General features: G+C 60.5%; 20 protein-coding genes. 12 read left to right on the top strand and 8 right to left on the bottom strand.

Going from position 1 to position 20877, the window contains the following annotated elements; all coding sequences use genetic code 11:
* The first annotated feature begins 70 nt into the window (after positions 1–70).
* Positions 71–1108, top strand: coding sequence for a 4-hydroxyproline epimerase (locus tag KQ933_RS00470; protein WP_216756881.1), 1038 nt, complete (start codon positions 71–73; stop codon positions 1106–1108).
* Positions 1109–1117: 9 nt separating this feature from the next.
* Here KQ933_RS00470 and KQ933_RS00475 read toward each other — a convergent pair whose 3' ends face one another.
* The gene (locus tag KQ933_RS00475; RefSeq protein WP_216756882.1) at positions 1118–1594 is read right to left on the bottom strand and encodes an RbsD/FucU family protein; all 477 of its coding nucleotides are present in this window, start codon (positions 1592–1594) and stop codon (positions 1118–1120) included.
* Positions 1578–2825, bottom strand: a complete 1248-nt coding sequence (locus tag KQ933_RS00480) for an ROK family transcriptional regulator (RefSeq protein ID WP_216756883.1) — start codon at positions 2823–2825, stop codon at positions 1578–1580. The genes KQ933_RS00475 and KQ933_RS00480 overlap by 17 nt, the downstream gene beginning before the upstream one ends.
* A 233-nt stretch (positions 2826–3058) precedes the next feature.
* Between KQ933_RS00480 and KQ933_RS00485 the strand changes: the two genes are divergently transcribed.
* The 7 genes from KQ933_RS00485 to KQ933_RS00515 all read left to right on the top strand — a co-directional run bounded on the left by KQ933_RS00485 (position 3059) and on the right by KQ933_RS00515 (position 9897).
* Positions 3059–4078 carry a sugar ABC transporter substrate-binding protein gene (locus tag KQ933_RS00485; RefSeq protein WP_037071865.1) on the top strand — a complete coding sequence of 340 codons (1020 nt, stop codon included), beginning with the start codon at positions 3059–3061 and terminating at the stop codon, positions 4076–4078.
* 153 nt (positions 4079–4231) lie between these two features.
* Positions 4232–5296 carry an ABC transporter permease gene (locus KQ933_RS00490; RefSeq protein WP_216756884.1) on the top strand — a complete coding sequence of 355 codons (1065 nt, stop codon included), beginning with the start codon at positions 4232–4234 and terminating at the stop codon, positions 5294–5296.
* 2 nt (positions 5297–5298) lie between these two features.
* Positions 5299–6081, top strand: coding sequence for an ATP-binding cassette domain-containing protein (locus KQ933_RS00495; RefSeq protein ID WP_216756885.1), 783 nt, complete (start codon positions 5299–5301; stop codon positions 6079–6081).
* Positions 6078–6710, top strand: coding sequence for a nucleoside triphosphate hydrolase (locus tag KQ933_RS00500; RefSeq protein ID WP_216756886.1), 633 nt, complete (start codon positions 6078–6080; stop codon positions 6708–6710). Before KQ933_RS00495 ends, KQ933_RS00500 begins: the two co-directional genes overlap by 4 nt.
* Before the next feature lie 64 nt (positions 6711–6774).
* Positions 6775–7815, top strand: coding sequence for a dihydroorotase (gene pyrC, locus KQ933_RS00505; protein WP_216756887.1), 1041 nt, complete (start codon positions 6775–6777; stop codon positions 7813–7815).
* Positions 7816–7992: 177 nt separating this feature from the next.
* Positions 7993–9171, top strand: a complete 1179-nt coding sequence (locus KQ933_RS00510) for a GGDEF domain-containing protein (RefSeq protein WP_216756888.1) — start codon at positions 7993–7995, stop codon at positions 9169–9171.
* A gap of 189 nt (positions 9172–9360) precedes the next feature.
* Positions 9361–9897, top strand: coding sequence for a glyoxalase superfamily protein (locus KQ933_RS00515; RefSeq protein ID WP_216756889.1), 537 nt, complete (start codon positions 9361–9363; stop codon positions 9895–9897).
* 34 nt (positions 9898–9931) lie between these two features.
* Here the strand turns inward: KQ933_RS00515 and KQ933_RS00520 are convergent, their stop codons facing one another.
* On the bottom strand, positions 9932–10414 hold the full coding sequence (locus KQ933_RS00520; protein WP_216756890.1) for a DUF1772 domain-containing protein: 483 nt from the start codon (positions 10412–10414) through the stop codon (positions 9932–9934).
* 98 nt (positions 10415–10512) lie between these two features.
* Between KQ933_RS00520 and KQ933_RS00525 the strand changes: the two genes are divergently transcribed.
* From KQ933_RS00525 to KQ933_RS00535, 3 genes are all read left to right on the top strand, one after another.
* Positions 10513–11166, top strand: a complete 654-nt coding sequence (locus tag KQ933_RS00525; protein ID WP_216756891.1) for a TetR/AcrR family transcriptional regulator — start codon at positions 10513–10515, stop codon at positions 11164–11166.
* Positions 11167–11241: 75 nt separating this feature from the next.
* Complete coding sequence (locus KQ933_RS00530) at positions 11242–11937, top strand: orotate phosphoribosyltransferase (RefSeq protein ID WP_216756892.1); 696 nt, start codon at positions 11242–11244, stop codon at positions 11935–11937.
* Positions 11938–11998: 61 nt separating this feature from the next.
* Positions 11999–12925: a carbohydrate kinase gene (locus KQ933_RS00535; protein ID WP_216756893.1), complete on the top strand. Its 927-nt coding sequence runs from the start codon at positions 11999–12001 to the stop codon at positions 12923–12925.
* A 3-nt stretch (positions 12926–12928) separates the two neighbouring features.
* Here the strand turns inward: KQ933_RS00535 and KQ933_RS00540 are convergent, their stop codons facing one another.
* From KQ933_RS00540 to KQ933_RS00550, 3 genes are all read right to left on the bottom strand, one after another.
* On the bottom strand, positions 12929–13732 hold the full coding sequence (locus tag KQ933_RS00540; RefSeq protein WP_216756894.1) for an alpha/beta fold hydrolase: 804 nt from the start codon (positions 13730–13732) through the stop codon (positions 12929–12931).
* A gap of 115 nt (positions 13733–13847) precedes the next feature.
* Positions 13848–15473, bottom strand: coding sequence for a glucose-6-phosphate isomerase (gene pgi, locus KQ933_RS00545; RefSeq protein ID WP_216756895.1), 1626 nt, complete (start codon positions 15471–15473; stop codon positions 13848–13850).
* A gap of 140 nt (positions 15474–15613) precedes the next feature.
* Positions 15614–17314: a long-chain fatty acid--CoA ligase gene (locus tag KQ933_RS00550; RefSeq protein ID WP_216756896.1), complete on the bottom strand. Its 1701-nt coding sequence runs from the start codon at positions 17312–17314 to the stop codon at positions 15614–15616.
* A 249-nt stretch (positions 17315–17563) separates the two neighbouring features.
* Here KQ933_RS00550 and KQ933_RS00555 point away from each other — a divergent pair, with 249 nt between their 5' ends.
* Entirely contained in the window at positions 17564–17956 is a 393-nt protein-coding gene (locus tag KQ933_RS00555) for a PRC-barrel domain-containing protein (RefSeq protein WP_216756897.1), read from the top strand.
* A 49-nt stretch (positions 17957–18005) separates the two neighbouring features.
* Here the strand turns inward: KQ933_RS00555 and KQ933_RS00560 are convergent, their stop codons facing one another.
* Together KQ933_RS00560 and KQ933_RS00565 are read right to left on the bottom strand one after the other, a co-directional pair.
* Positions 18006–20456: a glycoside hydrolase family 2 protein gene (locus KQ933_RS00560; RefSeq protein WP_216756898.1), complete on the bottom strand. Its 2451-nt coding sequence runs from the start codon at positions 20454–20456 to the stop codon at positions 18006–18008.
* A 15-nt stretch (positions 20457–20471) separates the two neighbouring features.
* Positions 20472–20867 (bottom strand): VOC family protein, encoded by a 396-nt coding sequence (locus KQ933_RS00565; RefSeq protein WP_192728284.1) that lies wholly within the window; start codon positions 20865–20867, stop codon positions 20472–20474.
* Positions 20868–20877 lie beyond the last annotated feature (10 nt).

The following is a 20877-nucleotide window of genomic DNA, read 5'->3' on the forward strand; positions in this document are numbered from 1 at the left end:
GGCTCCGTCGCCGACCAGAATATCCGCGTTGATGACGGCATCACGCGTTAAGTCTGATGGGAGTTTGCAGATGAGATGGAAGCGCACGATCCAGCTTCTGGATGTTCATGCCGAAGGTGAAATTGGCAAGGTCGCGATTGGCGGCGTGCCGAAGATTCCGGGCGAAACGGTTGCCGCCCAGCTTCACTGGCTGAACACCGATCCGAAGGGCCAGGAACTTCGTCGCTTCCTATGCCTTGAGCCGCGCGGTGCGCCGATCGGCTCGGTCAACCTGCTCCTGCCGCCAAAGCATCCCGATGCCGATGCGGCCTTCATCATCCTGCAGCCGGATCAGGCGCATGCGAGCTCCGGCTCGAATTCCATCTGCGTCACGACCGCTCTTCTCGAATCCGGCATCGTCGAAATGAAGGAGCCGGAAACCATCGTCACGCTGGAAACGGCAGCCGGCCTCGTCAAGGCAACGGCCACCTGCCGGGACGGTCGCTGCGAGAAGGTGAAACTGACCATGGTGCCGTCCTTCGTCCAAGAGCTGGATGTCGAGATCGACACGCCGCATTGGGGAAAGATCAAGGCCGACATCTGCTATGGCGGCATCTTCTATGCGCTGGTCGACGTCGGCCAGATCAATCTGACGATCGAGAAGGCCAATGCCGCAGCACTGGTGCAGGCCGGCATGATCCTCAAGGATCTCATCAACCGCAATATGCACGTCGTGCATCCGGAAATCCCGGCAATCTCGGGTGTGGCCTATGTCATGTTCCGTGATCTGGAAGCGGACGGCACGGTTCGCACCTGCACGACCATGTGGCCGGGACGGGCCGATCGTTCACCCTGCGGCACCGGCAATTCGGCCAACCTCGCGACCCTCTACGCACGCGGAAAGGCCAAGGTCGGCGATATCTTCAAGTCGAGGTCGATCATCGGCTCGGAATTCGAAGTCGGCCTGCAGGCGGTGACGCAAGTCGCCGGCAAGCCCGCCGTCATCCCGACGATATCAGGTCGCGGCTTTACCTTCGGCCTGTCGCAGGTCGCACTCGATCCCTTCGATCCGCATCCCCTCGGTTTTGCCCTGACGGATGTCTGGGGACCATCGGCCGGCGAGATCTGATCTCACGTCTCAATAGACGAAAGGATCGACCTCGGCCTTGGCGGGTGCGTCGCTGGCCGCGGGATAGATCACACCCTTGCGCAGGATGATGTTGGCATAGAGCCGCGGCTCACCGGTCTGGATGACTGCATGGGCTGCGCGCACGCGGCCATAAAAATCCGGCCCGATCAGCGGAATAACCTGTCGGTCCGGTTCGTGTTTGGCGCAGCAGGTGATCATCTCCTCATGCACGGGGTCGAGCTTGTCGCGCTCGGCCTTCACGGTTGAGCGGAAGATCGCCTCATTCACAAAGTCGTCGATCGGCAGGACGCTCAAAACGGCATTGAGAACCGGAATGAGATGGTGCCCGTCGAGCCGGATCAGCCGCCGTGCATGTTCGATGCCCGGATAGTTGCCGTCGACGATGGCGATTTCGTCGCCATGGCCCATGCCGCGCAATGTCGCGAGCAGGTCCGGGCTCAGCAGCGGGTCAAGCCCTTTCAGCATTGTCGATCTCCTTGAAAAGTACATTCTGGTCGGTGAGATAGCGAGCGAAGATCGGCAGGCTGGCCCCGCCGATGGCGCGCGCCTGCGCGCCGACCACGCCTTCGACGATATCGGGCATGACGACGCCCTGCAGGTCGAGCTTTTCAGCCTCGTGGATCGTCGCCTGCACGATGCGCCGGCGCACCCAGTCGGGAAAGCCGCCATCAATGACGGCGGCGCTGAAGTCGATGATCGAGGCGGCCGCCACGATCGCCTGCGCCAGTGCCTTGGCCGTATCCTGGATCCAGGCCTCCATAGGCTCGCCGAAATCAACCCAATCGTCGGCCGAATACCAGAGCGGCTGCGGGTCTATGCCGCGCTCGCGCAGCATGTTTTCCAGCACGAAGATGGATGCGATCTCCAGAAGTTGCAGTGTCTCGCCATTCTTGCCGCGCACCGGCAGCGGGCCGATCGCGCCTGCCGTGCCCGTCTTGCCGGAAAAGATCGATGAATTCAGCACGATCCCGCCGCCGATGAAGGAACCGATGAAGAAATAAACGAAATCCGGATAAGAGGGACCGACGCCGAACACCAGTTCCGCGCCGCAGGCACTGGTGGCATCGTTCTGCAGGAAGACCTGATAAGAGACTTGTTCAGCGATTTCGGCCTGCAGATCGAAGTCGCGCCAGACTTCCATGGCTCCTTCCGGCGCGCCAACTTCGTCGGCCCAGTTCCATAGCTCGAAGGGCGCTGCAATTCCAAGGCCGGCGATGCGGCTGCGCTCGCGCTCATCGAGCTTTCCCTCCAGCTCTTTGATCCCCTGCGTCACAAAGGACAGGATCTCGTGGGGCAGGGGGTAGGCATAGATTCTGTGCAACTGCAGCCGGATCTTGCCGACGAAATCCATCAGCACGAGGTCGGCGCTCCGCCGCCCGATCTTCACGCCGAAGGAATAGACGGCATCCGGATTGAGCCGCATCGGGATGGATGGCTGGCCAACACGGCCGCGAATGGGCTCGCCGCGCGACAGCAGCCCTTCCTTCTCCAATACCCGCATGATGACGGAGACCGTCTGGGCCGAAAGCCCGCTACGGCGTGCGATATCGGCCTTCGACAGCGCGCCGTATAGGCGCACCAGCGACAGCACGAGCCGTTCGTTATAGGCGCGCACCCTGATCTGGTTCGCACCTCCCGACGGATTCAGAATTGGCGGTGGGACCGGCATGGAATCCGGACCGTCCAAGGACGACATTGGCCACTCCTCCCAATTAACGGCCTATGCCCTAATTTTCCTCAGCATGCCACATCGAATTAATAATTCAATTGGATTTATTTATTGACAAGCCGTTTTCTTTCGCTCTTAATTGCCATTGTCAACGGCACGGGACGGCTTTGGGAGGGGCTCATGTCACATCCGCAAGTCTCGCCGTGCATGAATTCCGGCACCGCCTTGGGGGCGGGTCGGCTAATCTCTGGGAGGAGTTCATGAAGAAATCAGTTCTCGCTTTCGGCGCTCTCGCGCTCGGTGTCGCCTTTTCCGCTCCGGCGATGGCGGCAGATGTTTCCGCCTGCCTGATCACCAAGACCGACACCAACCCCTTCTTCGTCAAGATGAAGGAAGGTGCGACCGCCAAGGCCAAGGAACTCGGCGTTTCGCTGAAGTCCTATGCCGGCAAGATCGACGGTGACAGCGAAAGCCAGGTCGCGGCGATCGAAAGCTGCATTGCCGACGGCGCAAAGGGCATCCTGCTCACCGCTTCCGACACCAAGGGCATCGTCTCTTCGGTCAAGAAGGCGCGTGATGCCGGTCTGCTGGTCATCGCGCTCGACACACCGCTCGAGCCGGCCGATGCCGCCGACGCCACCTTCGCCACCGACAACCTGCTCGCCGGCAAGCTGATCGGCCAGTGGGCCAAGGAAACGCTCGGCGATAAGGCCAAGGACGCCAAGGTCGGCTTCCTCGACCTGACGCCGTCGCAGCCGACGGTCGACGTTCTGCGCGACCAGGGCTTCATGATCGGCTTCGGCATCGACCCGAAGAACCCGAACAAGATCGGCGATGAAGATGACAAGCGCATCGTCGGCCATGACGTGACGAACGGCAACGAGGAAGGCGGCCGCAAGGCCATGGAAAACCTCCTGCAGAAGGATCCTGGCATCAACGTCATCCACACGATCAACGAACCGGCTGCAGTCGGTGCCTATCAGGCGCTGAAGGCCGTCGGTATGGAAAAGAACGTACTGATCGTATCGGTCGACGGCGGTTGCCCGGGTGTCAAGTCGGTCAAGGAAGGCGTCATCGGCGCCACCTCGCAGCAATATCCGCTGCTGATGGCGTCGCTCGGTATCGAGGCGATCAAGAAGTTCGCTGATAGCGGTGAGAAGCCGAAGCCGACCGAAGGCAAGTCCTTCTTCGATACGGGCGTCTCGCTCGTCACCGATAAGCCGGTCTCCGGCGTCAAGTCGATCGACACCAAGGAAGGCACGGACAAGTGCTGGGGCTGAGCCCTGCCTGATTGACATCAGAACGGCCGGGGCTTGATCCCCGGCCATTTTGGGCGGACGATATGCCGTCGCCCGACAAACCGGCTGATTAAGACCGGAAGTATATCGGTCGCGGCTTCCGCGTGGGTTTGCCGCGGATGCGAAGGAGGAACAATGACCGGAGCACAGGAATTTGAACGCGTCCTCGACAAGAGCGACAAGAACGTCGCCTCGTTCGAGCACGAGACCGTCTCGCTGATCAAGCGCGCCCAGCATTTTCTGCACTCGACACCGGCCGCCGTGCCGCTGATCGTGCTGGTGCTGGCGATCATCGTCTTCGGGATAACGATTGGCGGACGGTTCTTCTCGTCCTACACCCTGACGCTGATCCTGCAGCAGATCGCCATCGTCGGTATTCTCGGCGCAGCCCAGACGCTGGTCATCCTGACCGCCGGCATCGATCTTTCGATTGGCGTCATCATGGTCATCTCGGCCGTCATCATGGGCAACGTCGCCATAACCTACGGCATACCGACGCCGATCGCGGTCATTGTCGGCCTTCTCGTCGGCGGCCTGTGCGGATTGCTGAACGGCTTTCTCGTCGCCTACATGAAACTGCCGCCCTTCATCGTGACACTTGGCACTTGGAATATCGTCATGGCGACGAATTTCATCTATTCCGCCAATGAGACGATCCGCGACACCGACGTCGACGAACAGGCGCCGCTGCTGCATCTTTTCGCCGCGAGCTTCAAGCTCGGCAGTGCCGTGCTAACGCTCGGCGTCGTCGCCATGGTCCTGCTCGTCCTACTCCTGTGGTATGTGCTCAATCACACCGCCTGGGGCCGGCATGTCTATGCGGTCGGCGACGATCCGGAAGCAGCCAAGCTTTCCGGCATCCAGGCGAAGAAGGTATTGTTGACCGTCTACACCATATCCGGCGTTATCGCCGCTTTCGCGGCCTGGGTCTCGATCGGCCGCAACGGCTCGATCTCCCCGTCCTCGGCCGTCACGGATTATAACCTCCAGGCGATCACCGCGACCGTGATCGGCGGCATCTCGCTGTTCGGCGGCCGCGGCTCCATTCTCGGCACGCTCTTTGGCGCCATGATCGTCGGTGTCGTGTCGATGGGCCTCAACATGCTTGGTGCCGATCCGCAATGGAAAGTCCTGCTGACCGGCGTGCTGATCATCGCCGCCGTCGCCATCGACCAATGGATCAGAAAGGTTTCGGTGTAACCATGGTTGTCGAACCCATTCTCACTGCCCGCGGCCTCGTCAAGCGTTATGGACGCGTGACAGCGCTCGACAATGCCGATTTCGACCTCTACCCGGGTGAAATCCTGGCGGTCATCGGCGATAACGGCGCCGGCAAATCCTCGCTGATCAAGGCGATTTCAGGTGCGGTCACTCCCGACGAGGGCGTGATCACGCTGGAAGGCCGGCAGGTGCAGTTCCGCTCGCCGATGGAAGCGCGCGACGCGGGCATCGAGACCGTCTATCAGAACCTCGCCCTTTCGCCGGCTTTGTCGATCGCCGACAACATGTTCCTCGGTCGCGAGATCCGCAAACCGGGTCCGCTCGGCTCCTGGTTCCGCATGCTCGACCGGCCGACGATGGAAAAGCAGGCGCGCAACAAGCTTTCCGAACTCGGCCTGATGACCATCCAGAATATCAATCAGGCGGTGGAAACGCTCTCCGGCGGCCAGCGCCAAGGCGTCGCCGTTGCCCGAGCGGCCGCCTTCGGCTCCAAGGTCATCATCATGGATGAACCGACCGCCGCCCTCGGCGTCAAGGAAAGCCGCCGCGTGCTGGAGCTCATTCTCGACGTGCGCGCCCGCGGCATTCCGATCGTGCTCATCTCGCACAACATGCCGCATGTCTTCGAGGTAGCCGACCGCATCCATATCCATCGCCTTGGGCGTCGTTTGACGGTCATCAATCCCAAGGAATACACGATGTCCGATGCCGTCGCCTTCATGACCGGCGCCAAGGCAGTCCCTGCGGAGCCCGTCGCTGCATGAATGCGAGAATAGACGACATTGTCGGCGAGGTCCTGAACCGCGCCGGCAACTCCAGGCGCTTCCTGATCGCGATCGCCGGCCCGCCGGGTGCCGGCAAATCCACCATGGCCGACAAAGTCGCCAGCGGCCTCAAGGCGAAGGGCGAGAGCGCTGCGGTGTTGCCCATGGACGGCTTCCACATGGACAATGCGGTCCTTATCGAACGCGGACTGCTGGCCCGTAAGGGCATTCCGGAAACCTTCGACGTGCGCGGCTTCCTCGACATCGTCAGAGCCGTGCGCCCCGCCGATCAGGAAGTTCTTGTTCCCGTCTTCGACCGTTCGCGCGAACTCGCCATCGCCTCTGCCCGGCCGATCGATCCCCAGGACCGCTTCATCATTATCGAGGGCAACTATCTGCTCTTCACGCAGGGCAAATGGGCCGAACTCGACGGCATCTTCGATTACACGATCATGCTCGCCCCGCCGATGGAGGTCCTGGAAGAGCGCCTCTGGGATCGTTGGCGCGGCTACAAGCTGACCGAGGAAGAAGCAAGCGCCAAAGTCTATGGCAACGACCTGCCGAACGGCCGTCTCATTCTCGAAAATCGCCGGCCTGCCGACATCACATTGGAAATCGCGCTGGCCTGAACAGTTGTTTCCGTACCGGTGTTGATGCTATCGAGGCGAAACCCGCATCGCTTCGGAGGCTTCCATGCAATCGATCACCATCCGCCGTCCTGACGACTGGCACCTGCATCTGCGCGACGGCGCCATGCTGGAAGGTGTGATCGGCGATACGAGCAGCACCTTCGCCCGCGCCATCATCATGCCGAACCTGGTGCCACCAGTCGTCACGACCGCGGATGCGACCGCCTATCGCGAGCGCATCATGAAGGCGCTTCCGGCCGACCATCGTTTCCAGCCGCTGATGACGCTCTATCTGACCGAGGATACGAGCCCCGACGACGTGGAAGAGGGCAAGAAGAGTGGCCTCGTCACGGCCGTCAAACTTTATCCCGCCGGCGCCACGACGAATTCACACGGTGGCGTGCGCGACATGGAAAAGGCGATGCCGGTGCTGGAGCGCATGGCGAAGATCGGCCTGCCGCTCTGCGTCCACGGCGAGGTGACGACGCCTGACGTCGATATCTTCGATCGTGAAGCCGTCTTCATCGAGACGGTGCTCGACCCGCTGCGCAAGCGCCTGCCGGAACTGAAGGTGACGATGGAACATGTCACGACATCAGATGGCATCGACTACATCAAGTCGGCCAAGGCCAATCTCGCCGGTTCCATCACCACCCATCACCTGATCATCAACCGCAACGCCATCCTCGTCGGCGGCATTCGCCCGCATTATTATTGCCTGCCGGTCGCAAAACGCGAAAACCACAGGCTGGCGCTCCGGGCCGCGGCGACGAGCGGCGATAGCAGGTTCTTCCTCGGCACGGATTCTGCCCCGCATGTCGATCCGCTCAAGGAATGCGCCTGCGGCTGCGCGGGGATCTATACCTCGATCAATACGATGAGCTGCCTTGCCCATGTGTTCGAGCAGGATAGTGCGCTCGACAAGCTGGAGGCCTTTGCCTCCCTGAATGGCCCGGCCTGGTATGGGCTGGCGCCCAACGAGGAACGCATCACGCTGGAGCGGCAGGCCGAACCGGTGGTCTTCCCCGCCAGGATTGAGACCGGCGTCGGTCCGGTCACTGTCTTCGATCCGATGTTTGCGCTGCATTGGCGGATCAAAGGCTGAGAAAGACGTTGCAGGCTTAAATATTATTCCCCTTATAGTTGCTGCCGAATGTGGAATTTGTAACGCTCGGCTACGAAATCCATGTTTTTTAACGGAATGCGTAAGACATTCGTCAGCAATGACGAGATAGATTTTCAGAACGTTATCGGCGCGGCAGGAGCCGCGGAGATTTAAAGCATGATGCTTGACTATAATTCATTGCTGCTGGCGCTCGGCGTTTCAGCAACATGCCTTGCCGTGACGCTCATGGGAAGCTGGCTCGTGCGCCGGGCCGAAACCTTTCTTGTCACCGGCGCATTCGGCCTCGTTCTCGTCGTCGCCGGCATTTTTGCCTACGCCTTTTATGTAGAACAGCCCGGGCCTGTGCTCGGCGTCGGCAACTTCGTGCTGTTCCATGCCGGTTTCGCGACCATCTGGGGCGCTGGCTATCAGTTCCGCACCGGCCGGCTCCCGATATCAGGCATCGTCGTCTGTGCACTTGTCGCCATGGCCACATCCGTTCCGCCGATGATCGCCGGGCTGGATGGTCTGGCCTTCATGGCCGATAATCTCGCCATCGCCTTCCTCCTGTTTGCCACCGCCTGGCAATACTGGCTCGACCGCGCCGAAGCACCTGCGCCGATATCGGGCATTACCGCTCTCTATACATTGACGGCGATTTCCTTCGTGCTCTGCGCTGCCGTATTGATCTGGGACGGCAAACTGGTGCTCGGCGCCGCACCCAGCAACTGGGCGGAAGATCTCAGCCTTGCCATATGCATCGCCGGCATGACCGGCATCGGCGCCCTGTCGCTGGCGCTGCATCAATGGCGGCTTGCCGCCCGCCACCGCATCGAGGCGATCACCGACCCACTGACCGGTCTGCTGAACCGCCGCGCCCTGTTCGATCAATATGGCGTCCGCGCCATGGGCGTTTCGACCGCTGTCATCGTCTTCGATATCGATCATTTCAAATCGGTCAACGACCGCTATGGCCATGCGGCCGGCGACCATGTCCTGAGGGTCTTTGCAGGCGAACTCTCGGCCAATTGCCGCAGCGGCGATACGGCCGCCCGCCTCGGCGGTGAGGAATTCGCGCTGGTCCTGAAGGAAATCATGCCCGGCCGCGCCGAGCTTGCCGCTGAGCGCATCCGCAAGGCCTTCGAGGAACGCGACATCTATATCGACGACGAGGTGCTGAAATGCACCGTCAGCGTCGGCGTCGCCCCCGGCCGCTCCAACCCACTGGATTTCGATGCCATGCTGGGGGAGGCGGACAAGGCGCTCTATGTCGCCAAACGCGCCGGCCGCAATCGTGTCGAACTCGCCAGCCACCTTCATTCGGTGCCGGCAGGGGATGCGCGCTCGGCCTCTTGATCCCTCCCCCGACCTTTCGTAAGCTGACATCGGCCGGATGCAGCTAGCCGCCCCGCGATGCGCAAGCATTATGGTGAATGCATCCAAATCCACCTTCACGTCCTTGTCTCCCAGGCAATCGATGGCGAACGGGTCAGCAGACGCGGGCACTGATCTTCCTGTTTGCCGCTAACGGAGAAGGATGAACTCATGCGCGATTTTCGCGATGCCAAGCTTATGGCAAAAACCCTGCGGCAGGCGCTTGCCGACCGCGATATTTCCCTTACCCATAGTGAAACCCTGGAGATCGTCGCCAGACAATTCGGCTTCGACCAGTGGAATATTCTCTCCGCAAAGCTGGACGAGACGGAAGGGTCAAAGTCCGCAATCGGCATCGAGCCGCCGGTGCCGATCTTCCGCATCTTCTCGGTCGAGAAAGCCATGGAATTCTATTGCGGTTTCCTGGGCTTCACGCTGGATTGGGAGCATCGTTTCGGAGAGAACTTTCCGCTTTATTGCCAGGTCTCGCGTGAAAGCATGCAATTACATCTGAGCGAACATTCCGGCGATGCCAGCCCCGGCGCCCGCGCCTTCGTGCGGGTGAAGGATATCAGGGCCTATCAGGCAGAACTCGCCGCCAGGAACTACCGCTATATGAAGCCGGGCATCGAGGAAGCGCCCTGGGGCCTCGAAATGGGCGTCATCGACCCCTTCAACAACCGCATCACCTTCTGCCAGCAAAACTGATTGGAGGAAGGGCGGAGGGCATTCCCTCCGCCTTTCAGATCAACATCAGCGCACGAACGAACGCAACCGAGGCCAGCAGCGAGGCGATGGTGCGTACATGGTTCCACCAGGTCCAGTCCCTGAGATAGGTGGTCCAGAGCTGCACCGCGTCCGGCTCGCTGCCGCTGACTTTCGCCAGCGCGTCATTCATCGGCACGTTGAAGACGATGGTCGAGAGGAAGGACGCGATGACATAGAGTGCTGCGCCGGCCAGCATCATCGAAGAGGCGCCGCCACGCCAGTTCAGGAAGGCCAGTACAGCGATCACGACGCAGAGGATCGCCGTCGGCACGAAAAGCAGCATGAAGGGCGAGCGGACGATGGTCACGTTGATGGAATTCATCGCAGCAATACCCTGCTCGGCCGGGATGCGTGAAAAGGCGGTCATGATGAAGGTCGAGAAGGCAAAGAAGATGCCGGCGACAAGGCCGCTGCCGATGGCCGCTGCGGTGAGGCATAGGACGAGAATGATCTGCATTTGATAATTCCTCCTCGAGAAATAAGAGAAACTCTCTCATTTGCAAAACGTGATAATCTCTCTTATTTTCCATGTCAATGGGCGAGGAAGGCAGGCCGATGGCGAAAGAGGCGGTTGTAAAACGCAGGCGAAAGCCGAAGCCAACCGGCCAGCCGCGCCGCATTCCCAGCCAGCAGCGCGGCCGCGAACGTTTCGAGAGAATCCTGTCGGTCGCCTCCGATCTCATCGAAAGGAATGGCAGCGACGCGCTGAAAATGAGCGAGATCGTTGAAAAGGCGGAGCTTTCTTTCGGCGCCCTCTACCAGTATTTCCCCGACAAGACCGCGATCATCCGCACGCTCGCCGAACGTTTCAACGAACAGGGCCGCCAATGCGTGGCCGATGAACTGGCCAAGGTAACGGATGCCGATAGTCTCCGGGTGGCGCTCGGCGTGATCACCGACGAATATTACGCCTTCTTCCGCCGCGAGCCCGTGATGCGCGACATCTGGCACGCCACGCACACCGACAAGCTTCTTCAAGAGGTCGATGCCGAGGACATGGAATTCCATGCGCAGGCCCTGCTTTCGGTGCTGAAACAGCTGTGGCCCGATCGCGCCGAGACGGAGCTTTTGGCCATCGCCCGGCTGACAATGCAGCTTCTGGCGGCGGCTGTCCGTTATGCGGTTTCGCTCGACGAGAAGGAGGGGGCGGAGGCAATCGCGCTCTTCCGGAAGATGCAGGTTGCTGATATCGGCCGTCTGCTCGGCTGATGGCCCTCTTCTATCTGGAAACCGGCCGCTCTTGCTGCTATTGCCGCTGGAACGTCAGCCGAAGGAGAGAGCCGCATGATCCAGACCACATTTCCCGACCGCGCCGTCATGGCAGAGCTGCTGGCAAAGATGCTCTGGGAGATCAAGGCGGTGCATTTCAACGCCGAGACGCCCTATAAATATGCGTCGGGCATCATGAGCCCCGTCTATATCGATTGCCGCAAGCTCCTGTCCTTTCCGCGTGTCCGCTCGACCGTGATGGATTTTGCCGCCAGCACCCTGCTGCGCGATGCCGGGTTCGAGCAGTTTGACTGCATCGCCGGCGGCGAGACCGCAGGCATCCCCTTTGCAGCACTGCTTGCCGATCGCCTCGGCCTGCCGATGATCTATGTCCGCAAAAAGCCGAAGGGTCATGGCCGCAATGCGCAGATTGAAGGCGACATGAAGGACGGCGCCCGGGTGCTCGTTATCGAGGATCTGACGACGGCGGGCGGCAGCATGTTCACCTTCATCGATGCCATCAGAGCCGCCGGCGGCATCGTCGATCACGGCATTGCGCTCTTCTCCTACGGCATTTTCCCGGAAGCGCAGCAGCGCTTTGCCAATGGTAAGGTTCAGTTCCATCATATCGCCACATGGCGCGAGGTATTGGCGGTTGCCAGGCAGCAGAAGCTCTTCGACGACAGGACGCTGCAGGAGGTCGAGGCCTTCCTCGATGCGCCGCTTGCCTGGTCGGCGAGAAATGGTGGCGTGAGTGAGCTTTCGCTCTAGCCTTTTGACAAAAGCTCGCTTAATCGATTGAAGAACGCGCAAGTTCTTTGGGAGGAATTCGATGATTTTGTGCTGCGGCGAAGCCTTGATCGACATGCTGCCGAGGGATACGACGTTAGGCGAAAAGGGCTTTGCACCCTATGCCGGCGGTGCGATCTTCAATACCGCGATCGCGCTTGGCCGCCTGGGGATTCCCACGGCCTTCTTCACCGGCATCGCCGACGACATGATGGGCGAAATCCTGCTCGATACGCTGAAGGCGAGCAATGTCGATTACAGCCCTTGCGCCATCACCCCGCGCCCTTCGACGATCGCATTCGTCAAGCTGGTCAACGGCCAGGCGACCTATGCCTTTTACGATGAGGGCACGGCCGGTCGCATGATCACCACCGACGACCTGCCAACCCTCGGCGACGACTGCGAGGCCCTGCATTTCGGCGCCATCAGCCTCATCCCAAGCCCCTGCGGCGAAACCTACGAAGCGCTTCTGGATCGCGAGGCCGCCAAGCGCGTCATCTCGCTCGACCCGAACATCCGCCCCAGTTTCATCAAGGATAAGCCGGCGCATATGGCCCGCATCAAGCGCATGGCCGCCAAGTCCGACATCGTGAAATTCTCCGACGAGGATCTCGAATGGTTCGGCCTTGAAGGCGACCATGATGCGCTGGCCGCCCATTGGCTGAACCACGGCGCGAAGCTCGTCGTCATCACAAAGGGTGCCGAAGGCGCCACCGGCTACACCAGCGCGCGCAAGGTCACCGTACCGAGCGAACGTGTCACCGTCGTCGATACGGTCGGCGCCGGCGACACATTCGATGCCGGGGTCCTGGCTTCGCTGAAGATGGATAACCTGCTGACCAAGACCCAGGTCGCCAATCTCGATGAGCAGGCCCTGCGCAATGCTTTGGCTCTTGGCGCCAAGGCGGCAGCCGTCACCGTCTCCCGCGCTGGTGCCAATCCGCCCTGGGCGAAAGAGATCGGTCTCTGAGTCTCATTCGATCCGGTCGAGAAAAGCCCGGACCTCGCGATTGAAGAGGTCCGGCTGCTGCAGCGGCGCGAAATGGCTGACATCGGGCATGAGCACGAATTCCGCATCCGGGATCGTCCTTGCCAGATAATCGGCATGTTCAGGCTTGATGAATTCGTCATGCTCGCCGAGCACGATGGAGACCGGTACCTTGATGCCGGCCAGTTGCTCCGCCGAGTAGTTGGGCTCCGTCGCCATCATGTCAGAGACATCGCCGACGAAAGCCTCGAACTGATCAGGTGTCGCCGATAGCGCCTGATAGTCCTTCCTGTGACGGCTGAAGCAGCGATCGATAACGGGCGTCATCTTGAATTCCTTGGCGCCGCTGGGGTCCATGTTGCAGGCGAAGAAGAACACACCGCAGACGCGGTCCGGGTGCTGGTCGGCGAGAATCAGGGATGTACAGGCGCCATCGCTCCAGCCGACGAGAGCCGCTTCCTCGATGCCGGCATGATCCATGACTGCCAGCACATCGGATGCCATCAGGTGATAGGTATAGGGACGGTCGTCACGGGTGCTGCGGCCATGTCCACGGCTATCGATCACCACGACCCGATGACCGGCCTCGACAAGATCGGGAACCTGATAGCCCCAGTTGCCGCTATTGCCGAGCCCGCCATGCAGCAGGATGACGGCTGGACCAGCGCCATAACTCGCATACCAGATACGCGCGCCCTTGTTCTCGACGAAGCCCTGCTCGCTCGAGGGCGGCAATGGCAGCGCTCCTTCGGCTTCGAATTTCACCAGCTCGTCATCCGTTGCAGTCATCGGCTCCTCCTCTATCACTCTCTCTATAGACGACGAGATGTTCTGCAATTCGACAGGGTCAAATAAAAAAGCCCACCCGCAGGACGGATGGGCTTCGATAACAGCGTGGCCGAGATTACTTGGCGAGCTTCGCCAGCGCAGCGACCAACCCCTGCGTCGAGGAATCGTGACCTGCAGCGCTTTCCTTGCCTTCGACGACGGGCAGCAAGCCGGTCGCCAGTTCCTTGCCAAGTTCCACGCCCCACTGGTCAAAGGAGTTGATGCGGAAGAGCACGCCTTCGACGAAGACGCGGTGCTCATAGAGCGCGATCAGGCGGCCGAGCGCATAGGGCGTCAGCTTGTCATAGACGAAGGTGATCGACGGGCGGTTGCCGGTAAAGACGCGGTGCGGGGCGATGAAGTCGGCCTTCTTGTCGTCCATGCCCTTGTCGGTCAGCTGCTTCTTGGCTTCCGCGAAGGTGCGGCCCTTCATCAGCGCCTCCGACTGGGCGAGAACGTTGGACATCAAGAGCTGGTGCTGGTGACGCAGTTCCGGCTCGAAGCCGTTGGCGGCGATCATGAATTCGGCCGGGATGATGCTCGTGCCCTGGTGGATGAGCTGATAGAAGGCGTGCTGACCGTTGGTGCCGGGCTCGCCCCAGACGACAGGGCCGGAATTGTTTTCGACCGGAGTGCCGTCGATGGTGACACCCTTGCCGTTCGATTCCATGTCGAGCTGCTGCAGATAGGCCGGGAAGCGCGATAGGCGCTGGTCATAGGGAAGCACGGCGCGCGTCGGGTAACCCAGAACATTGCGATGGTAGAAGCCGATCAGGCCGAGCAGCATCGGCAGGTTTTCGGCAATCGGCGCGTTACGGAAATGGTTGTCGACGGCATGGGCGCCATCGAGGAACTTGCCGAAATTCTCCGGGCCGACAGCGATCATCAGCGGCAGGCCGATGGCCGACCAGATCGAGTAGCGGCCGCCGACCCAATCCCAGAAGCCGAAGACGCGCGCGCTTTCGATGCCGAAGGCCGCGACCTTGTCGAGCGCCGTCGAAACTGCGGCGAAGTGGTGCTGAACAGCAGCTTCACCAAGCGCGCTGGCGATGAACTTGCGCGCCGTCTGCGCATTGGTCATCGTCTCGACGGTGGTGAAGGTCTTGGAAGCGACGATGAACAGCGTCGTTTCCGGCTGCACCAGCTTCAGGATGTCGGCAATATGGGCGCCGTCGATATTGGAGACGAAATGGGCGCGTGGGCCGTCATGGAAGGGGGCGAGCGCCAGCGTCGCCATGACCGGGCCGAGATCCGAGCCGCCGATGCCGATATTGATGACATCGGTGATCTTCTTGCCGGTTGCACCCTTCAGCGCACCGGAGCGCACGCCGTCGGCAAACTTGCCCATGGCGGCGAGAACAGCATTGACGTCAGGCATGACATCCTTGCCGTCGACCAGAACGGGCGTGTTGGAGCGGTTGCGCAGCGCGGTGTGCAGCACGGCGCGGTCCTCGGTGAAGTTGATCGCCTTGCCCGAGAACATCTCCTCACGCTTCTTCTCGACGCCGCCTTCTTCGGCGAGCTTCACCAGAAGCTTCAGGATCTCGTCGTTCACGGCCGTCTTGGAATAATCCATCAGCAGGTCGTCAAGCGATACGGAAAAGTGCTGGAAGCGCTGCGGATCGGCTGCGAATGCGGCGCGCAGATCGGTGGCCTTGGTGGTAGCCGCGGTGCTCTTCAGTTGTTCGACGATGGCATTCATGGGAGACTCCTTTGGAGGCGGAGAGGGTTGCGGAAACTATTCTGTTTCCCGCAGTCAAATCAAGTTCAGCCATATGTCGAAATATGAAAAAAGCCACCCGCGACAAGCGGATGGCCCTCAATTTCACGAGACCGTCAAATTCAGCCGCGCAGGTCCTTGCGCAGGATCTTGCCGACAGGCGTTTTCGGCAGTTCGGTGCGGAATTCGATGAAGCGCGGCCGCTTGTAATTGGTGAGATTGGCCGCGCAATGGGCCTTCACATCGGCTTCGGTGAGACCAGGATCCTTGCGCACGATGAAGAGTTTTACCGCCTCGCCGGAATGCCCGTCCGGAACGCCGATCGCCGCCGCCTCCAGGATGCCGGGATGCATGGCCGCCACTTCCTCGATCTCGTTCGGATAGACGTTGAAACCGGAGACGAGGATCATGTCCTTCTTGCGGTCGACGATCTTGGTGTAACCGCGCTCGTCCATGAAACCCATGTCACCGCTGCGGAAATAGCCATCAGGCGTCATCACCTTCGCCGTTTCCTCCGGCTTGTTCCAGTAGCCGGCCATCACCTGCGGGCCGCGGATACAGATCTCGCCGATCTCGCCAAGCGGCAGCGAATTGCCGTCTTCGTCTCTGATGTCGAGTTCCGTCGAGGGTATGGGAAGGCCGATCGAGCCCGTGAACTCGGGCGAATCGAAGCGGTTGGCGGTGGCAACCGGCGAGGTTTCCGAAAGTCCGTAGCCCTCGGTGACATGCGAGCCCGTCACCTTCAGCCAGCGCTCGGCCACCGGCCGCTGCACGGCCATGCCGCCGCCGAGCGACATGACGAGCGAGGAGAAGTCGAGCTTGGCGAAGTCGGCATTGTTGAGCAGCGCGTTGAACAGCGTATTGAGGCCAGGGAAAATATGAATGTTCGACTTCTGGAATTCCTTCACCAGCCCCGGAATGTCGCGCGGATTGGCGATCAGCACATTATGGGCGCCAAGCGACATGCCCATCAGCGAATTCACGGTCAGCGCGAAGATATGGTAGAGCGGCAGGGCGCAAAGGAAATTCAGGACGTCAGGCTGCTTCTTCTTGTCGAAGGCGGATTTCAGCCACAACTGCAGCTGCATCTTGTTGGCAAGCAGGTTCTGGTGCGTCAGCACCGCACCCTTGGCAATGCCGGTCGTCCCACCCGTATATTGCAGGAAGGCGATGTCGCTGCCGGTGAGGCTGACAGGCGCAAGCGTCTTCTTCGCGCCTTCCGCAAGCACCTGCCCGAAGCTCTTGTGCTGCGGAATTGACCAGGATGGCACCAGTTTCTTCACCCGGCGAACGACGAAATTGATGATATACCCCTTGGGGCCGAGCATTTCGCCGAGAGAGGTGACGATGACATGGCGCAGGTCGGTCTTGTTGATCACCTGCTCGACGGTGCGTGCGAAGTTTTCGAGAACGAAGATCGCCTTGGCGCCGGAATCGTTGAGTTGGTGCTCCAGCTCGCGCGGCGTGTAGAGCGGGTTGACGTTGACCACGACCAGGCCGGCGCGCAGGATGCCATAGACGGCGACGGGATTCTGCAGCACGTTCGGCATCATCACGGCGACACGATCGCCTTTCTGCAGGCCGGTGCTCTGCAGCCAGGCGGCCACCTTGCGGGTCTGCGCTTCGAGCTCGCGATAGGTCATCACCTTGCCCATGCTGGAAAAGGCTTTCCGATCGGCAAAACGCGCGCAGCTCTTTTCCAGTAGATCCGGCAGCGATGCAAATTCCAGTGGGGGAATCTGGGCCGGAACGACGTCCGGATAGGTGGCAAGCCATGGTTTTTCCGGTTTCGCACCGCTTGGGTGGACGGAAATGCTGTTCATTTTCTCTCTCCCATTCGGCCGCCGAAACCGGGTTTGCACCGGCATCGATCGGGAGATTCCTCCATCTCCCGTCAAGGCAGCTTATGCCATTGCTTGAAGGGTTCAAGCGGATTGAGGCTACAATAACCTTGACGTAAACGTCAATATCCCGGCCGGTGCGTGCTAACATCATGCGTGAGGGAACTTTGAAGCACAGGGTACGTTTTGTGGGTGTGGATGAACCACGAGGAAACGACAAAGGAGGTGCACATGCTCAATCAGGATACCGACGCCACTCGCCGTGACCCGAATGTGAAGGATACGCCGACGCTGATCGCCAGCGACCGCGTTGAAGGCACCCGTGTTTATGGTGCCGATGGCAAACATATCGGTTCCATCGAACGTCTCATCCTCGGGAAGCAGGACGGTCGTGTCGCTTACGCCGTCCTGAGCTTCGGCGGCTTCCTCGGCATCGGCAATGATCACTATCCGCTGCCGTGGGAAAAGCTGACCTACGATACCCAGCTGGACGGCTACCGCATCGATCTCGCCAAGGACCAGATCGAAGGCGCGCCGAGCTACGCGGATGATGACGACACCTGGTATAACGATAATGGCCGCCGGGTCTATGACTACTATGGCGTGCCGCCCTACTGGATGTAACGTTATCCGCGAGGACGAGCCGGAAGAGGCCCCGCGAGAGCGGGGCCTTTCATTTTGCGGTCACGAGGTCGTTGGCTGAGCGCAGCACCGTGCCGACAACGATATCCTCGACCGAGATCTGCTTGTCGCTTGCCACGCGGAAGACATGGCTTTCGCCGGGCAGAAGAGTTACCAACATCGAATCCACCACGGCCGCGGGATCAAGCCGATCCGCCATCAGACACAGATCCTTAAGGAAGCTCTTCGCCGCGACGGTAACCTCATAGCCGTCGGCCAACCTTGCCACCGAAATACCAAGCTCCGGTGCGGGAAGCTTCAAATCGACATCCTCGACAAAATAATGGAAGGCTCGCTTGTCGAGCATCTGCACGACGATGACTTCCTCATTCGCCAAGCCGGCTGTTGCGATATCCTCAGGCAGAGCAAATTCCTTCACTTCGAAACGATCGCAGAGCAGCCGCCAGAATTCGAATTCCGCCAGCACCGCGCCATCCAGCCGCATGCGCTTGCCGCTGATCTTCGAGCGCCAGAACAGGGTCTGTTCGTTGACGGCGAAGGCCGAAAGGCCTTTGCCGCGTGGCTGGATCGTCAGCAGGCGAGGGTGAAAGGCCTGCTGCATCGCATACCAGAGCGGCTTGCGCCGACCGGCGGAATCGAGTGCTGCCCATGACGTGACCGGCCAGCAGTCGTTGAACTGCCAGACGACCGTGCCCTTGCAGATATCGCGATGCGAACGCATGTGCTCGACGGCGAAGCGGATGGCGCGCGCCTGGTTAAGCTGTGTTGCGAAATGCCAGTCATCCATCGTCTGCGGCACGGGCAGGTGTCCGGCAAGCCCCTTGATGAGCTTGTCATTGCCTTGCGTCGCCTTCTGGTGATGAAAGACGCCGCGCGATTCCGGCGTCAGCGGTTCGTCATGCACGCTCTCCTGGAGCGTCGCCCAGTTCGGCGGGGCCTGCCAACCGAATTCGGAGCAGAAGCGCGGAATGTAGTTGCGGTAGACTTCGTAACCGACATCGTTCCACACGTCCCAGATATGTTTGCAGCCGTGCCGGTCGTCATTGGGCTCGATATCCATGGAGCCGGAGTAGGGACTGCCCGGATAATAGGGCCTGATGGGATCGAGTTCGGCGCAAAGCTTCGGCAGCACATCGAGATAATAGCCGAGCCCCCAGCTGACACCGTCCTTGATGATCGGCCGCCAGCCCCACTCGTCGAAGCCCCAGATATTCTCGTTATTGCCGTTCCAGATGATGAGCGATGCATGCGGCATCAGCCGCACGACATTGTCGCGAACCTCGGCGACGATCTCGCTGCGCAACGGCTCCTCCTCCGGATAGGAGGCGCAGGCAAAGAGGAAATCCTGCCAGACGAGCATGCCGGCCCGGTCGCAGGCTTCGTAGAATTCGTCCCGCTCGAAGATACCGCCGCCCCAGACCCGCAGCAGATTGATGTTGGCGGCTTTCGCCTCGTCGATCCGCGCCGCATAGCGTTCCGCCGTCACGCGGGACGGGAAACAATCATCCGGAATCCAGTTGGAGCCGCAGGCAAAGATCGGCACGTCGTTGATGATGAAGGTGAAGGCCGAGCCATGCGTATCCGGTGACGTATCAAGCCGCAGCGAGCGGAAGCCAATCTGCTTCGAATAACGGTCGAGCATATCGCCGCTCTCGTCTTCCAGCCGGATCTCCAGCGGATAGAGCGGCTGAGCGCCGAGATGATGAGGCCACCAGAGTTGCGGCGAGGGGACGCGAACCTCGAACGAAACCTCCTCTGCATCCGCTTCGACTATGACCGTCTGCGTTACGCCGCCGATCTCGGCCGTGAGCGTCGCCGGCGCGGCCTCGCCATGTCGCGCTATCAGCGCATATACCTTGACCAGCCCATCGCCGCCCGCAAGCGTCGCCGAAACGCGTGTTTCTGCAAGCCGCGCCCGATCCCAACTCTCCAGCCGCACCGGTTTCCAGAGCCCGGCCGTGACCAGCGTCGGACCCCAGTCCCAGCCGAAATTGCAGGCCATCTTCCGCATTAGATTGCCCGGCCCGGGATAGTTGTTGGGCCGGTAGCCGTAATGTTTCTCCATCTCGGCGCCATAGGCATAGGCGGAATGGAAGGTGACGCTGAGCTCGTTTTCTCCATGCCGGAGCAGCGACGAAACGTCGAAGCGATAGGTGCGGTGCATGTTGAAGGTGCGGCCGATCTCCTCGCCGTTCAGGCGGATCGTCGCGATCGTATCGATGCCGTCGAAGACGAGTTCCTGCACCTGGCCAGCATCCGGCTCGGCTTCGAAGCTCAGCCGGTAGACCCATTCCGTCTTGCCGATCCAGTCATTGGTGATCTCGTTGATGTCGAGATAGGGATCGGGGATCAGCCGGTTTGCGAGCAGGTCGAGATGCACGCAGCCAGGCACCGTTGCTGGAATCGAAGCGGGCAGGCCGGTCCTTCCTGTATCGTTACAGGAAAGCGCCCAGCCGTTATGAAGGTCTCTCCTCCCAATCATGTCAGCCTCTTATGTTTATTGAAAACGGCCGTAGCGCTGCAGCACTTCGATCTTGTAGCCGTCAGGGTCGGTGATGAAGAAGAACAGTCCGAAGAGCTTGCCGTCGCGGTTGAGTTCCACGAGCTTGCCGGGATTGAGGCCGAGATCCGTCAGCCGCTTGTGCTCGACCTGCACTTCCTGGACGGAAACAGCCAAATGCCCATAGGCATCACCGAGATTATAGGGCTCGATACGGCCCTTGTTGACCGTCAGCTCCAGCTCGAAGCCGGTCTCTTCATTGCTCATATAGATCAGCGTGAAGGTCTCGAAATCGACGCGGTCGGCAACCTTCAGCCCGAAGACCTTGCTGTAGAAATCGACCGAGCGCGCCTCGTCCAACACGCGGATCATGGAATGGATCATCTTGGCCAAGGCGGGTCTC

It is taken from the genome of Rhizobium sp. WYJ-E13 (assembly GCF_018987265.1).
Classification (GTDB): domain Bacteria; phylum Pseudomonadota; class Alphaproteobacteria; order Rhizobiales; family Rhizobiaceae; genus Rhizobium.